The following is a 15,558-nucleotide window of genomic DNA, read 5'->3' as shown; positions in this document are numbered from 1 at the left end:
AAGACCGCGTCAGTGGTGACCGCCCTGCTGTTCGTCGCGGCGGCGCTGCCACCGGTCCTCGATCCGGGTCATCATCGTGCGGCGCTGCCGGGTCTTGATGACCTCGCCCTTGACGAAGATCTGGCCCTTGCCGTTGCCGGAGGCGACACCGAGATCGGCCTCGCGGGCCTCGCCGGGGCCGTTGACGACGCAGCCCATGACGGCCACGCGCAGCGGGACCTCCATACCGTCGAGGCCGGCGGTGACCTCCTCGGCGAGCTTGTAGACGTCGACCTGGGCGCGGCCGCAGGACGGGCAGGAGACGATGTCCAGCTTCCGCGGGCGCAGGTTGAGCGACTGGAGGATCTGGTTGGCGACCTTGACCTCCTCGACCGGGGGTGCGGAGAGGGAGACGCGGACGGTGTCGCCGATGCCCTGGCGCAGCAGCGCGCCGAAGGCGACGGCGGACTTGACGGTGCCCTGGAAGGCCGGGCCGGCCTCGGTGACACCGAGGTGCAGGGGGTAGTCGCAGGCCTCGGCGAGGAGTTCGTAGGCGCGGACCATGACGACGGGGTCGTTGTGCTTCACGGAGATCTTCAGGTCGTGGAAGCCGTGCTCGGCGAAGAGGCTCGCCTCCCACAGCGCCGACTCGACGAGGGCCTCGGGCGTGGCCTTGCCGTACTTCTGGAGCAGCCGGGCGTCCAGGGAGCCGGCGTTGACCCCGATGCGGATGGGGGTGCCGTGGTCCTGGGCGGCCCGGGCGATGTCCTTGACCCGGTCGTCGAACTTCTTGATGTTGCCGGGGTTGACGCGGACCGCGGCGCAGCCCGCCTCGATGGCGGCGAAGACGTAGCGCGGCTGGAAGTGGATGTCCGCGATCACCGGGATCGGCGACTTGGCGGCGATGGCGGGCAGCGCGTCCGCGTCGTCCTGGGAGGGGCAGGCCACCCGGACGATGTCGCAGCCCGCGGCGGTGAGTTCGGCGATCTGCTGAAGGGTGGCGTTGACGTCCGAGGTGAGCGTGGTCGTCATGGACTGCACCGAGATCGGGGACCGGCTGCCCACGCCGACCTTGCCGACCCGGAGCTGGCGGGTGGGGCGGCGGGCGCCGAGGACCGGGGCGGGCATCGACGGGATACCGAGCGCGACCGTCATGGGGTGTCTCCTGCTCTGGTACGGGTGAGGGGTGGGCGGTTCACTGGTCGGCGCCGACGGGCTGCGGGGCCAGGTCGCCGATCGAGACGGAGTCGTCGCGGCCGGCGAGGGCCTCGACGACGGCGCGGGCGATGTGGCGGCCGGTCAGGCCGTGGGCGGCGAGGATGTCGTCGCGGCGGCCGTGGTCCAGGAAGCGCTGGGGCAGCCCGAAGGTACGGACCGGGGTGCGGGCGCCGGCGTCGGCGAGGGCCTGGGAGATCGCGGCCCCGGCGCCGCCGCTGCGGCCGCCGTCCTCGACGGTGGCGACCAGCGCGTGGCCAAGGCCGAGCTCCACCAGGGCGTCGGGGACGGGGGCGATCCAGCGCGGGTCGACGACGGTGACGCCGAAGCCGTGCTCCGCGATGCGGTCGGCCGCCTCCAGGCAGACCCCGGCCATCGCGCCGACGGAGACGAGGAGCACGTCCCGGGCGTAGGAGCCCGGACGGCGCAGGACGTCCATGCCGTCGAGGGTGGCGACGGCGGGGATGTCGGGGCCCGCGGAGCCCTTGGGGAAGCGCAGCGCGGTGGGGCCGTCCTGGACCGCGAGGGCCTCGCGCAAGGCGCGGCGCAGGGTGGCCGCGTCACGCGGGGCTGCCACGCGCAGGCCGGGGACCATCTGGAACAGGGTCAGGTCCCACATGCCGTTGTGCGAGGCGCCGTCGTCGCCGGTGACGCCGGCCCGGTCGAGGACGAAGGTGACCGGGGCGCGGTGCAGGGCGACGTCGAGCAGCATCTGGTCGAAGGCCCGGTTGAGGAAGGTCGCGTACACCGCCACGACGGGGTGCAGTCCTCCGAGGGCGAGGCCGGCGGCGGAGGTGACGGCGTGCTGCTCGGCGATGCCGACGTCGAAGGTGCGGTCGGGGAAGCGGTCGGCGAAGGCGGTGAGGCCGGTGGGGGCGAGCATGGCCGCGGTGAGGGCGACCACCTCGGGGTGCCGGTCGCCGAGTGCGGCGAGCTCCTCGCCGAGCACGTCGGTCCAGGCGGGTTCCGGGGCGGGGCGCGGGGCGGTCCGGGCGGCGGGGCGGGGGCGTACGGCGTGGAAGCGGTCGGCCTCGTCCTGTTCGGCGGGGGCGTGGCCGCGGCCCTTCTCGGTCAGGCAGTGGACGACGACGGGCCGGCCGAGTCCGGCCGCGTGGCGCAGGGCTTCTTCGAGGGCCGCGATGTCGTGTCCGTCGACGGGTCCGACGTACGCGAGGCCGAGGTTCTCGAAGATGGAGTGCGAGGAGCGGTCCTCGGTGCGCAGCCGCGCCAGGTGGGCGGGGATGCCGCCGACGGTGGGGGCGTAGGAGCGGGTGTTGTCGTTGAGGACGACGACCACCGGGCGGTCGGCGCCGTCGGCGAGGTTGTTCAGGGCCTCCCAGGCCATGCCGCCGGTGAGGGCGCCGTCGCCGATGACGGCGACGACGGCGCGGTCGGTGGCGCCGGTCAGCCGGTGGGCCTTGGCGAGGCCGTCGGCGTAGGACAGGACCGTCGAGGCGTGGGAGTTCTCGATGAGGTCGTGCGCGGACTCGGCGCGGGAGGGGTAGCCGGAGAGTCCGCCGGGCTGGCGCAGGGTGCCGAAGGCGGCCGCCCGGCCGGTGATGATCTTGTGGGGGTAGGTCTGGTGCCCGGTGTCCCACAGGATCTGATCGCGCGGGGACTCGAAGACCCGGTGCAGGGCGAGGGTGAGTTCGACGACGCCGAGGCCGGGGCCGAGGTGGCCGCCGGTGCGGGTGACCTCCTCGACGAGGAGGCGCCGGATGTCCGCGGCGAGTTCCTCGGTCTGCGGGAGGGTGAGGGCGCGCAGGCCGTCGGGGCCGTGGACCGATGCGATCGACGTCATGACAGATCCTGTTCTGGTCACAGGGCCTCATCGGCCAGAGGGGTCCGGGGGACCCGGCCGGTGACCGGGTCGGCCAGCCGGGCGGGCATGGAGAAGACGACGTCCTCGGCGATGCCGTCGTCCAGTTCGACGTCGTGCCAGCCGAGTGCGGCGAGCCGGTCGACGAGCCCGCGGACGAGGATCTCCGGGGCGCTGGCGCCGGAGCTGACGCCGATGCTCGACGCCCCGGCGAGCCAGGACTCGTCGAGGTGGCCGGCGTCCGGGACGAGGTGCGCGGCGCTGCCGTGCTCCCGGGCGACCTCGACCATCCGGATCGAGTTGCTGGAGTTGCGGGAGCCGACGACCAGGACGAGGTCGTTGCGGCGGGCGAGGGCCTTGACGGCGTTCTGGCGGTTCTGGCTGGCGTAGCAGATGTCGCCGTCGGCGGGGCCGGCGAGGTCGGTGAAGCGGGCGCGCAGCGCGTCGACGACCCGCCGGGTCTCGTCGAAGGACAGGGTGGTCTGGGTCAGGTAGGCCACCGGCGCGTCGTCGGGCAGGTCGAGCGTGGCGACGTCGTCCTCGTTCTCGACGACGATGGTGCGTTCGGGGGCCTCGCCGCGAACGCCCTCGACCTCCTCGTGGTCGGCGTGGCCGACCAGCAGGATGGTCCGGCCGTCGCGGGCGTAGCGGACGGCCGCCTGGTGGACCTTGGAGACCAGCGGGCAGGTGGCGTCGATGACTTCGAGGCGGCGCCCGGCGGCGCCGTCGCGTACGGCCGGTGAGACGCCGTGGGCGGAGAAGACGCAGACGGCGCCTTCGGGCACGTCCTCCTCGCTGTCGACGAACCGGGCACCGCGCTTCTCCAGCTCGGCCACGACGTGGTGGTTGTGCACGATCTCCTTGCGCACGTACACCGGGGCGCCGTGGAGGTCGAGGGCGCGTTCCACGATGCCGATGGCACGGCGCACCCCGGCGCAGAAGCCGCGCGGCTGGGCGAGGACGACGCGCGGGGGCCGGTCGCCGGCCGGGGCGTCCGGGCCGGCCGGTTGCATGGTGGCGCTCATGAAGCGCTCCGTTCGTAGGAGTCGTGGGTGAGGGTGGTGGGCCGCGGGGCGGGGGCCGCGGGCGGGCGCCCCTGCGAGGCGCGCCACAGTGCGGCGTAGATCCCGTCCAGGGCGAGGAGTTCGTCGTGGGCGCCGTCCTCCCGGATCCGGCCGTCGTCGACGACGACGATCCGGTCGGCGCGGGAGGCGACGCCGAGGCGGTGGGCGACGATCAGGGCGGTACGGTCGCGGACGAGGCGTTCGGTCGCCCGGTTGACCAGGGCCTCGGTGGCGAGGTCGAGGGACGCGGTGGCCTCGTCGAGCAGGAGGACGTCGGGGCGGACCAGTTCGGCGCGGGCCAGCGAGATCAGTTGCCGCTGTCCGGCGGAGAGGTTGTGTCCGCCTTCGGTCACGTGGTGGTCGTAGCCGCGGTCGAGGGAGCTGAGGGTGTCGTGGGCGCCGACCCGGCGGGCCGCGTCGGCGATCTCGGCGTCGGTGGCGTCCGGCCGGCCGTAGGCGATGGCCTCGCGGACGGTTCCGGCGAAGAGGTACGGCTCCTGGGGGACGACGCCGAGCCGTTTCCGGTAGCCGGTGAGGTCCAGGTCGCGCAGGTCGGTCCCGTCGATCCGGACGGCCCCGCGGGTCGGGTCGTGGAACCGGGCGGCGAGCTTGACGAGGGTCGACTTGCCGGCGCCGGTCGTGCCGACGAAGGCGACCGTCTGTCCCCGCGGGATGCGCAGCCGGATCCCGCTCAGCGCCGGACGGCCGTCCTGGTAGTGGAAGTCGACGTCGTCGAAGACGAGTTCGCCGCGCAGGGAGCGGACGGTGCGCGCGTCGGCGGCGTTCGGGGTGGTGCTGCGCAGCCGGAGCAGGTCCCTGATCCGCAGCAGGGACACCCGTGCCTGCTGGTAGCCGTCGAAGAGCTGGGAGAGCTGCTGTACCGGGACGAAGAACAGGTCCATGTAGAGGAGGTACGCGACGAGGGCGCCGACCGTCAGAGTGCCCGCGGCCACCCGGTGCGCGCCGACGGCGAGGACCGCGGCGGTGACGCAGGCGGCCAGGAGCTGGATGAACGGGAAGTAGCGGGCGGACAGGAGCTGGCCGCGGACCCGGGCGCGCCGGTAGGCGTCGCTGTGCCGGGCGAAGGCGGTGACGACGGACTCCTCGCGGCGGAACGCCTGCACGGTGCGCATGCCGGCCGCGCCTTCCTGGAACGCGCCGTTGACGGCGGCGAGCCGTTCCCGGGCGTCCGCGTAGCTGCGGGCGGAGGCCCGGCGGAAGACGACGGTGGCGAGGGCGATCGGCGGGAGGACGACGAGGACGACAAGCAGCATCCCGGCGTCGGCGGCGCCGAGCGCGACGAGCACGCCGAACAGGGTGAGGACGCTGACGAGGACGCTGAGCAGGCCGGTCTGGAGGAAGGAGGAGAGCGAGTCGACGTCGGTGGTCATCCGGGTGAGGGTGCGGCCGGGCGCCTCGTTCTCGAAGTGGTCGAGCCCCAGGCGGTGCAGGTGGGCGAAGACCCGGATCCGCAGGCCGTACAGCAGCCGCTCCCCCGTGCGTCCGGTGACCCGGACCGCGGCCCACTGGACGGCGTACTGGGCGAGGACGAGCGCCAGCGCGGCGAGGGAGGCGGTGGCGACGGCGGTGAGGGCGAGGCGGTGGGCGCCGCCCTCGATGCCCTGCCGCAGCACGAAGGGCAGGGTGAGTCCGGCGAGCGCGTCGGCGACGACCAGGGCGAGGCCGAGGGCGAGCGGCAGGCGGTATCCGCGCAGCAGGTGGCGCAGTCCGAACTCGCCGGTGCCGTCGGCCCCGGGGTCGCGGGCGGCCTCGGTCTCGTCGACGCCGGGGAGGTCGAGGGCCGGCGGCAGCGCCGCGACCCGGGCCTGCATGCGCGCGGCGGCGGAGGACGGGGCGGGGGCCGGCTTCAGGGCTTTCGGGGCGTTCGGGGCAAGGCGGTTCCGGTCCCCCGCGGGGGCCGCGGGCACGGCGGCGGCCGTCTCGGCCGGAGGCGTGGCGGGGTCGTGCTGGAGGATCGTGCGGTAGAGCGGGCAGCGGGCGGTGAGTTCGCGGTGGGTGCCGAGGTCGACGATCCGGCCGTGGTCGAGGACGGCGATCCGGTCGGCGAGCGCGAGGGTCGAGCGGCGGCGGGCGACGATCAGGGTGGTACGGCCCTCGGCCTGGGCGCGCAGGGCGTCGTGGATGCGCTGCTCGACGCGGGCGTCGACGGCGGAGGTGGCGTCGTCGAGGACGAGGACGCGGGGGGCGGCGGCGAGGGCCCGTGCGAGGGCGAGGCGCTGGCGCTGGCCGCCGGACAGCGCGCCGCGTTCGCCGAGCGTCGTGGCGTAGCCGTCGGGCAGGGCGGTGACGAAGGCGTGCGCCTGGGCGGTTCGGGCCGCGGCGTGGATCTCCGCGTCGGTGGCGTCGGGCCGGCCGTAGGCGACGGCTTCGCGGACGGTCCCGGTGAGCAGGGCCGTGTCCTCGGGGACGCCGGCGACCGCGCCGCGCAGGGACTCGAAGGTCAGGTCGCGGACATCGGCGCCGCCGATCCGTACCGCGCCCTCGGCGACGTCGTGGAACCGGGAGAGCAGCAGGGCGAGGGTGGACTTGCCCGATCCAGGGGCGCCGACGAGGGCCAGGGTCTCGCCGGGTTCGACGCGCAGGGAGAGGTCGGTGAGGACGGGCCGGCCGGGGCCGTAGGCGAAGGTGACACGGTCGAACTCGACGCCGAGGGGGCCCTCTTCGGGCAGCCGGCCCGCGCCCTCGGTCAGCAGCGGGCGGGTGTCGATCACTTCGAGGACCCGCTCGATCCCGGCGCCGGCCTGCTGGCCCATGGTGAGCAGGGCGGCGAGGGTCTTGACGGGGCCGACGAGCTGGGCGAGGTAGGAGGAGAAGGCGAGGAGTGCGCCGAGGCTGAGTTCGCCCCGGGCCGCCAGCCAGCCGCCGACCGCGAGGGCGCCGACCTGTCCGAGGGAGGGCACGCACTGGAGGGCGGGCCCGTAGCGGGCGTTGAGCCGCACGGCGCGCATCCGGCCGGCGAAGAGCCGCCGGGCGGCATGGGCCAGCCGGTCCGTCTCCCGCTGTTCCTGGCCGAATCCCTTGACGACGCGGATGCCGGCGGTGGAGCTGGCGACGACTCCGGCGACGGCGGCGGCCTGGTTCTGGGCGTACCAGGTCGCGGGGTAGAGCCAGGTGCGGCTGCGCCGGCCGATGAACCACAGGGCGGGGACCAGGGCGAGCGCGACCAGGGCGAGCAGCGGGGACAGTGTGGCGATGAGGACCAGGGAGACCACCAGCAGGGCCGCGCTGGAGATCGCGGTGGGCAGGGTGGAGACCAGTCCGAAGACCATGTTGAGGTCTCCGGAGGCCCGGCCCAAAAGCTGGCCGGTGCTCAGTTCGTCGCGCCGTACGCCGTCCAGACGGGAGAGCGAGCGGAACAGGTCGACCCGCAGGTCGTGCTGGACGTCGGCGGCGAGCCGCCCGGCGTACAGGCGGCGCAGGTACGCGGCGAGGTAGCCGAGCGCGGCGACGGCGAGCAGCGCTCCGGTCCACCACGCGGCGGAGCGGGCGGGGCGCAGGACGACGTCGTCGACGATCACCATCGTGACGAGGGGGACGAGGGCGCTGGTCGCGGTCCCGAGGAGCGCGGCGAGGACCGCCACGAGCACGCTGCGCCGGTGCCGCAGACAGCGGCGGGTCAGCCGCCCGGTCCAGGAACCCCGGCCGGTGTCGTCGGTGGGGTGGGCCATCCCGGGGCCTCCTCTCGTGAAGGTGGTGGTGGGTGGGGTGCGGTGGGGGGTCATGCGTCGCAGCGGCGCAGGTCGACCGGTGTGCCCGGGCCGCCGAGGCCGGCGACCGCGAGGACGTGCGGGCCGGCGCCGGTCGGCAGGACCGTGCAGGCGGCCCCGGTCCCGCCGGGCAGGGCCCGCAGGGCGGGCGTCCCGCCCGCGGCGGGGGGCGGGGGCCAGTGCGGGGGGTGGGCCAGCGGCTGGGTGAGTCCGCCGTGGGCGAGTCCGTGGCCGCGGGCCTTGCCGACGGCCTCCTTCTGGGTCCAGAGCCAGTAGAAGGCGGGGACCCGGTCCGGCGCGGGGAGGCGGCCGACCCAGTCGGCGTCGGCGGGGGCGAGCCAGCGCCGGGCCAGCGCGAGGGCGGGCACGGGCCGTACGGTCTCGATGTCGACGCCGACCGGGGTCCGGGCGAGCGCCACGGCCCGGGCTCCCGGGCTGTGGCTCACGCTCACGTGGAGCCGGGCGGCGGATCCGGTGAGCCGGGGGCGGCCGCCGGGGTCGTGGGCGAGCCCGATCCGGTGGAGCGGACTGCCGGTCAGCTCCGCGGCGGCGCGCAGCAGCGTGGTGTGCGCCGCGCGCCGTTCGCCGGAGGCGACGGGGCCCCAGAGCACCGTGACGGCGTCGGGGCCGGTCACCGGGTCAGGACGCCATCGCGCGGACGAGGCTCTTCGGGCGCATGTCCGTCCAGTTGGCCTCGATGTGGTCGAGGCAGGCCTGGCGGTCGCTCTCCCCGAAGGCGACCTCCCAGCCGGCCGGGACCTCGGCGAAGTCCGGCCACAGGGAGTGCTGGCCCTCGTCGTTGACGAGGACGAGGTAGCGGCCGTCGGCGTTCTCGAACGGGTTCGTCATTTCTTTTCCCTTTTCCTTTTCCCGAAGCGAATGCAGCGACTTCTTGTTTCCGTTGCCACTCTTTCTAGCCAATCAGAGAAAGAGTGGCAACCTCTTTCGAAAAGATTTCAGCGCATATCCGTGAGGCCGGGTTCCGGCGCGTTCACGAGGACCGCCACATTGCCGGGCGGCTGCTTGTTCTCGTAGACCATCTGGTGCGCCCGGCCGATCTCGGTGAACGGCAGGGCGAGGCTGAGGCAGGGGTCGATGTGGCCGGCCGCGACGAGCTCGATGACCGCCGCGGTCTGGCGTACGTTCGCGGCGTGCGAGCCCTGCAGCCGCTTCTGGAACATCCAGAGGAACCGCAGGTCGATGTCGCCGTTGTAGCCGCTGGTGCCGGCGCAGGTGACGACCATGCCGGCCCGGTCGCAGACGTAGACCGAGGTCGGCAGGGTGGCCCGGCCGGGGTGCTCCAGGACGATGGCGGGGTCTTTGCGCTCGCCGAGCGCGTCCCAGAAGGCGCGGCCGAAGGAGCGGACCCCCGAGAGCCATTCCCGGTAGGCGACGGTGTCGCTCGAATCGGGCAGCCGACCCCAGTGGTCGAATTCATTCCGATTGATGACGCCGCGCGCCCCCAGGCGCTTACAGTAGTCGAATTTGTCGTCGTCCGACACCACGGCGACCGGAATTCCCCCGAAGTATTTCACGAGCTGTATCGCCATGGAGCCGAGACCGCCGGCGCCGCCCCAGACGAGGACGGGATCGCCCGGCCGGACCGTGTGCGGGTGCCAGCCCATGAGCATGCGGTACGAGGTGGAGCCGCCGCCGAGGAAGCAGCCGGCCTCCTCCCAGGTGAGGTGCGGGGGCTTCTTGTGGCACTGGTACTCGTCGGCCACGGTGAACTGCGCGAAGGAGCCGTGGTTCGACTCGTAGCCCCAGGCCCGCTGGGAGCGGGAGGCGGTCGGGTCGGTGCCGAGGCGGATGTCGGGAGCCGACTCGTCCCAGGTGACGCCGCCGACGATGACGTGGTCGCCGACCGTGAACTGGGTGACCCCCTCGCCGACGGCCCAGACCACTCCGGCGCCCTCGGATCCGGCGATGTGGAAGTCGAGCGGGTCGCCGGCCCGTTGACGGTCGGCGATGACATCGGCGGGGGTGCCGAGCCCGGCCCAGACGCCGTTGTAGTTGATCCCGGCGGCCATGACCCAGATGAGGACCTGCCCGCGGCCGACCGGCGGCACGTCCACCGCCTCGACCTGGATCGACTGCTCGGGCGGGCCGTACCGCTCGCGCCGGATCACGCCGGCGTGCATGAGACGGGGCACCTCGCCCAGGGGCGGTGTCTCCCCCAGTGCGTACAACTCCCGGGTCATCAGGTGTCCTTCCGTGTGGTGCGGGCGTTCAGATGGGCGGCGAGCGCGCCGCCGACGACGGCCAGCGGCTCGGGCCGCAGCATGTCCTCGTGGCGGCAGTCGACCGGGTGGACGGCGATCGTGCCGTCGGTGTACGGGCGCCAGCGGCCGGCCTTCTCGGCGAGGGCGCCCTCGGAGATCCCCCCGGAGTCGGGCCGGAAGCCGCCGCCGTCGGAACCGCCGCTCGCGACGAACAGCAGCAGGTCGCCCGAGAACCGGCGCGGGGCGAAGCCCGCGCGCAGCTCGACGCCGGTGCGGTACGCGTCGACGAGGGCGCCGACCCGGTCGGCGAGCAGCGCCGCGAGCGGTCCGCCGCGGGCCCGCAGCAGCGCGGCACCCGCCTCGGGGGTGAGCTCCTCCTCGCCGCGGTCCGGGCCGACGCCGGCCGCGTCGAGGAGGGCGCCGAGGACCCGCGCCGCCGGGGGCACGACGACCGGGTCGCCGGGCCGCGCCGGGTAGGAGTCCAGGACCGCGACAGTCGCGACCTCCTCGCCGGCCTCCTCCAGGAGGACCGCGGCCGCCTGGGCGACCAGGCCGCCGAGCGACCAGCCCACCAGGTGGTAGGGACCGGACGGCTGGACGGAGCGGATCCGCTCGACGTAGTCGGCGGCGGCCTCCTCCAGGCTCGCCGGGCGGTGGCCGGGCTCGGCGAAGGCGCGGGCCTGGAGGCCGTACACCGGGTGGCCGGCCGGCAGGTGCCGCAGCAGGGCGGCGTACCGCCAGCTCAGGCCGCCCGCGGCGTGGAAGCAGAACACCGGCGGAAGGTCGCCGCGGGTGCGCAGCGGCAGCAGGACGTCCAGCGCTCCGGCGGCGTCCGGGTCCTCGTCGTCGAGGGCGGCGGCGAGTCCGGCGACCGTGGGCGCCAGGAACAGCGCCTGGATGCCGAGTTCGACGCCGAGGACGGCACGGATCCGGCTGACGAGCCCGGCCGCGAGCAGCGAATTGCCGCCGAGGGCGAAGAACTCGTCGTCGATGCCGACCTCGTCGGCACCGAGGACGTCGGCGAACAGCCCGCACAGCAGCTCCTCGCGCGGGGTACGCGGGCCGCGTCCGGTGCGCGCGCCGCCGTGGGCGGGAGCGGGCAGCGCCGCCCGGTCCAGCTTGCCGTTCGCGGTGAGCGGCAGCGCGTCGAGCACGACGATCGCGGCCGGGACGAGGTAGTCCGGCAGCTTCTCGGCAAGCCGGGCGCGCATCGTCGCCGGATCCGGGGCGGGTGAGCCGGGCGCGGGCACCGTGTAGGCGACGAGGACCTTGTCGCCGGGCCGGTCCTCGCGGACCAGGGAGGCCGCGTGGGCCACGCCGGGCAGGGCCACGAGCGCGCCGTCGACCTCGCTGAGCTCGATCCGGAAGCCGCGCAGCTTCACCTGGTCGTCGGCCCGGCCGACGAACTCCAGGGTGCCGTCCGGGCGGCGGCGGGCCAGGTCGCCGGAGCGGTACATCCTCGTCCCCGGGCTCCCGAACGGGTCGGCGACGAACGAACAGGCGCTGAGCGCCGGGTCGTTCTCGTAGCCGCGGGCGAGCCCGGAACCCGCGAGGTACAGCTCGCCGACGGCCCCGTCGGGGACCGGCTCCAGCTCCGGGGAGAGCACGTAGGCCGCCATGCCGTGCAGCGGGACGCCGATCGGCACGTTGTCCGGGACCGGGTCGCCCGCCCGCATCGCGTGGTGGGTGGCGAACACGGTGGTCTCGGTGGGCCCGTAGCCGTTGCTGACGACGGTGCCGGGGCAGGCGGCGAGGACCTTGCGGACGGCGTCGGCGGGGACGACGTCGCCACCGGTGCGCACCTCGCGGACGCCGGCGAAACAATCCGGCTCCTCCTCGGCCAGCCAGCGGAACAGACCGGCCGTCAGCCAGAGGCCGGTGACGCGCTCGGCGACCAGGAGCCGGGCCAGGTCCCTCAGGTCGGTCTCGCCGGGCGGGGCGACGACGACCGTGCCGTGGTTCAGCAGCGGCCCCCACACCTCCAGCAGGGCGGCGTCCCAGGCGTGCGGCGAGTGGAACAGCATCCGCTCCCGCGCGCCGGGGGCCCAGCAGGGCTCGTCGGCGAGCTCGACGATGTCGCGGTGGGTGACCGCCACGCCCTTGGGCACGCCGGTGGAGCCGGAGGTGAACATCACGTACGCCAGCCGGTCCGGCTCGACGGCCGCGCCGGGGTCGGTGCCGTCCTGGCGGGCCGGGCGCGGGTCGGTGTCGACGGCGACGGTCGTGACGCCGTGGTCCGGCGTGCCGGCCCGTTCGGCGGCGCGGGCCGCGTCGGTGAGCAGGACGCGCGCACCGGCCCGGTCGAGGACGGTCCGCTGCCGCTCCGCGGGGTGGGCGGGCGCCAGCGGGACGCAGACCGCGCCCGCCTTGAGGACGGCGAGGAAGGTGACGACCAGCAGCGGCGACCGGTCGAGCAGGACGCCGACCCGGTCCTCCGGGCCGGTGCCCAGTTCGCGCAGCAGCCGGGCCAGCCGGTCGGCCCGCTCGTCCAGTTCCCGCCAGGTGAGCCGCTCGTCCCCCAGGGACACCGCGACGGCGTCCGGGGTACGGGCGGCGAGGGCGGCGATCCGGCCGTGGATCGTGTCGCCGAGGCCGCCGTGGGCGCCGGCGGCGAGCGGGGTCCGCGTGCCGCCGGCGGCGAGCGCGCGGCGCTCCTCGTGGGAGAGCCCGGAGACGCGTCCCACCGGCTGCTCGGGATCGGCGGCCACCGACTCCAGGACCCGGGTCAGTCGCTCCATCAGCGTGGGGGCGGTCGCCGCGCCGAGCACGTCGGGCCGGTGGTCGAGACGGAACCGCAGGCCCTGCGCGCGCAGCGACGCGACCAGCAGCAGCGGATAGTGGGCGGCGTCGCGGCCCTGCACCGCGGTGGCGCGCAGCCGGGACGGAGAGCGCTCGGTGTCCTCGGGCAGTGGGTAGTTCTCGTAGACGAGGGCGGTGTCGAACAGCGGCCGGACGCCCGCGATCCGGTGCACGTCGGCGAGGCCGATGTACTGGTGGGTGCGCAGGGCGGTCTGTTCGTCCTGGACGCGGGCCAGGGCGGCGCTCCAGCGTTCGGAGCGGTCGAACCGGACCCGTACCGGCAGGGTGTTGATGAACAGGCCGATCATGTTCTCGGCGCCGGGGAGCTCCGGCGGCCGGCCGGAGACCGTGGTGCCGAACAGGACGTCGTCGCGGCCGAGGTGACGGCCGAGGACGAGCGCCCAGGCCGTCTGGACCACGGTGTTCATCGTGACGCCGGCCCGGGCCGCGTGCGCCTGGAGGGTCGCGGTGAGCTCCGGCGACAGGTCGTGCACGAGTTGCTCGGGCAGCGCGGGTCCGGCCGGTTCCCGGCCGGGGGCGAGCAGGGTGGGCTCCTCGACGCCGGCGAGGGTGTCGCGCCAGGCCCGCTCGCTCGCCGTGCGGTCCTGGGCGGCGAGCCAGGCGACGTACGAGCGGAACGGGGCGGGGGCGGGCAGCGTGGCCGCGTCGCCGTCGTTCTCGTACAGGGTGACCAGTTCCCGCAGGAACAGCGGCATGGACCAGCCGTCGAGCAGGATGTGGTGCTTGGTGATGACCAGCCGGTGCCGTTCGGCGCCGAGGCGGATCAGCAGGAAGCGGACCAGCGGCGGCCGGCTCAGGTCGAAGCGGTGGCCGCGGGCGGCCTCGGTGAGCGCCGCGAGTTCGTGCCGCGCGGCGTCGTCGGGCAGTGTGCCGAGGTCGGCTTCGGCCCAGGGCAGGGCCGCGGAGCGCGGCACGACCTGGACGGCCGCTCCGTCCGCGCGGTGGTGGAAGCCCGCCCGCAGGTTGGGGTGCCGGTCGAGGACGGTCTGTCCGGCGGCGCGCAGGCGGGCCGGGTCCAGCGGGCCTTCGAGGTCGAGGACCAGCTGGACGGTGTAGACGTCCGTGCCGCTGTCGTCCGCCTGGAGCGCGTGGAAGAACAGGCCCTCCTGGAGCGGGGTGAGCGCGAAGGCGTCCTCCAGTCCGCCGGGGGCGGCCGCGAAGCCGTCGATTTCGGGCTGGGTCAGCCCCGACGTCGGCAGGTCGCCGGGGGTGAACCCGTCACCGCGCTCGGACTGGCCGGGGTCGGCGAGGGCGCGCAGGGCGGTGAACCACAGTTCGGCGAGTTCCTCCATCTCGGCGCGGTCGAAGAGTCCGGCGGGCCAGGAGTACGTGACGTGGAGCCGGGGCCCGTCGTCGCCGTCCCGGGTGACCGCGTTGATCTCGACGGAGTGGCCGAACGGCATGCCCGGGTCGGCGGGGAGCAGCGGGATCCGCAGGTCGGACGCGCTGGACCAGCCGGCGGGTCCGCCCTCGCCGAGGGTGTCGCCGCCGCTGCCGACCCGGCCGAGGTAGTTGAAGCCGATCTGCGGGGCGGCGGTGCCCGCCAGGGCGAGCGCGGTGTCGGCGTTGAGGTAGCGGAGCAGGCCGTAGCCGAGTCCGTTGTCGGGCAGGGCGCGCAGTTGCTCCTTGATCCGTCCGAGGGCGGCGACGGTCGCGGCGCCACCGTCCAGGGCCTCGTCCAGGTCGAGTGGACCGGGGTCGAGCCGGACGGGGAAGCGGCTGGTGAACCAGCCGACCGTGCGGGACAGGTCGAGCGTCTCGTCCAGTTCCTCGCGGCCGTGGCCCTCCATGTCGACGAGCACCGCGGGGGACGCGTCCTGGGTCCAGCGGCGGCGCCAGCGGGCGATCGCGAGGGTCAGGCCGGTGAGCAGCACGTCGTTGATCTGGGTGCGGAACCGGGCCGGTACGTCGGTCAGCAGTGCCGTCGTCAGGTCCGCGGGGAGGGCGGCCGTCAGGTGCTCGGCGGTCTCCCGGGTGTCGACGGCGGGGTCGAGCCGGCGGGCGCCGAGGAGCGGGTCGGGGCCCTGCGTCTGCTGCCGCCACAGCGGGAGTTCGGCGATCCGGGCCGGGTCCTGCGCCGCCATGACGAGGGCCTGGGCCCAGCGGCGGAAGGTCGTGCCGACCGGGGCGGGCCGCGGGTCGCGGCCTTCGCGGGCGGCCTGCCAGGCGGCGGCCAGGTCCGGCAGCAGGATCCGCCACGACACGCCGTCGACGACGAGGTGGTGCAGGAGGACGAGGAGGAGGCCCTGCTCGTCCGGGCCGGCGTCGAACCAGACGACCTGGAGCAGGACACCGTTCTCCGGGTCGAGCCGGCGCCGGGCCTCCTCGCCGTGCGCGGAGACCGCGGCGGCGAGGTCGGCGGCGTCGGCCGCCGCGTCCCGGACGTCGATACGGCTGACGCGGGTGCGGGCGTCGACCGCGCCGCGCGGCGCGGTCTCCAGGTTCCACGGCAGGCCGAGCGCGGCACCGGTGAGCCGGGCGCGCAGTACGTCGTGGTGGTCGACGACGGCCTGGACGGCCCGGGTCAGTTCGTCCTGTCCGAGGCCGCCGGGGACCCGGAGCAGCACGGACTGGTTGAGGCCCTGGAACGGGCCGCCGAGCTGGTGCAGCCAGCGGACCACCGGGGTGCCGGGGACGGCGCCGACGCCGTCGTCGGCGACGGGCACGGCTTCGGCGGCGGGCCGGATCGCGGCGGCCAGCTCCGCGACGGT

8 protein-coding genes (1 of these 8 only partly in view) are annotated in these 15,558 nt (G+C 74.9%); all 8 read right to left on the bottom strand.

The genetic code is table 11. From position 1 onward, the window contains the following. Positions 1-9: 9 nt before the first annotated feature. Positions 10-1,134 (bottom strand): flavodoxin-dependent (E)-4-hydroxy-3-methylbut-2-enyl-diphosphate synthase, encoded by a 1,125-nt coding sequence (gene ispG, locus ABZ693_RS29575; RefSeq protein WP_435842579.1) that lies wholly within the window; start codon positions 1,132-1,134, stop codon positions 10-12. 40 nt (positions 1,135-1,174) lie between these two features. Next, entirely contained in the window at positions 1,175-2,995 is a 1,821-nt protein-coding gene (locus ABZ693_RS29570) for a 1-deoxy-D-xylulose-5-phosphate synthase (RefSeq protein ID WP_359883494.1), read from the bottom strand. Between the two features lie 17 nt (positions 2,996-3,012). Beyond that, on the bottom strand, positions 3,013-4,038 hold the full coding sequence (gene ispH, locus ABZ693_RS29565) for a 4-hydroxy-3-methylbut-2-enyl diphosphate reductase (RefSeq protein ID WP_359883491.1): 1,026 nt from the start codon (positions 4,036-4,038) through the stop codon (positions 3,013-3,015). Next, positions 4,035-7,766, bottom strand: a complete 3,732-nt coding sequence (locus ABZ693_RS29560; protein WP_359883488.1) for an ABC transporter ATP-binding protein — start codon at positions 7,764-7,766, stop codon at positions 4,035-4,037. The genes ispH and ABZ693_RS29560 overlap by 4 nt, the downstream gene beginning before the upstream one ends. Before the next feature lie 50 nt (positions 7,767-7,816). Next, complete coding sequence (locus ABZ693_RS29555) at positions 7,817-8,440, bottom strand: 4'-phosphopantetheinyl transferase family protein (RefSeq protein ID WP_359883485.1); 624 nt, start codon at positions 8,438-8,440, stop codon at positions 7,817-7,819. 4 nt (positions 8,441-8,444) lie between these two features. Continuing rightward, a complete protein-coding gene (locus tag ABZ693_RS29550; protein ID WP_359883483.1) occupies positions 8,445-8,654 on the bottom strand; it encodes an MbtH family protein in 210 nt (69 codons plus the stop codon). 107 nt (positions 8,655-8,761) lie between these two features. After that, positions 8,762-10,006, bottom strand: coding sequence for a crotonyl-CoA carboxylase/reductase (gene ccrA / locus ABZ693_RS29545; protein ID WP_359883480.1), 1,245 nt, complete (start codon positions 10,004-10,006; stop codon positions 8,762-8,764). Beyond that, positions 10,006-15,558: the 3' portion of a non-ribosomal peptide synthase/polyketide synthase gene (locus ABZ693_RS29540; RefSeq protein WP_359883477.1), read on the bottom strand. Its footprint extends 12,639 nt past the window's final position; the window shows 5,553 of its 18,192 coding nt (coding positions 12,640-18,192); its start codon lies off the right edge, out of view — the gene reads right to left on this strand; it ends in the stop codon at positions 10,006-10,008. Before ABZ693_RS29540 ends, ccrA begins: the two co-directional genes overlap by 1 nt.

Source organism: Streptomyces laurentii, from assembly GCF_040635425.1.
GTDB classification, from domain to species: domain Bacteria; phylum Actinomycetota; class Actinomycetes; order Streptomycetales; family Streptomycetaceae; genus Streptomyces; species Streptomyces laurentii.
Note: the sequence above shows the minus strand (reverse complement) of the source record. Positions and strands in the feature narration are given on the sequence as shown.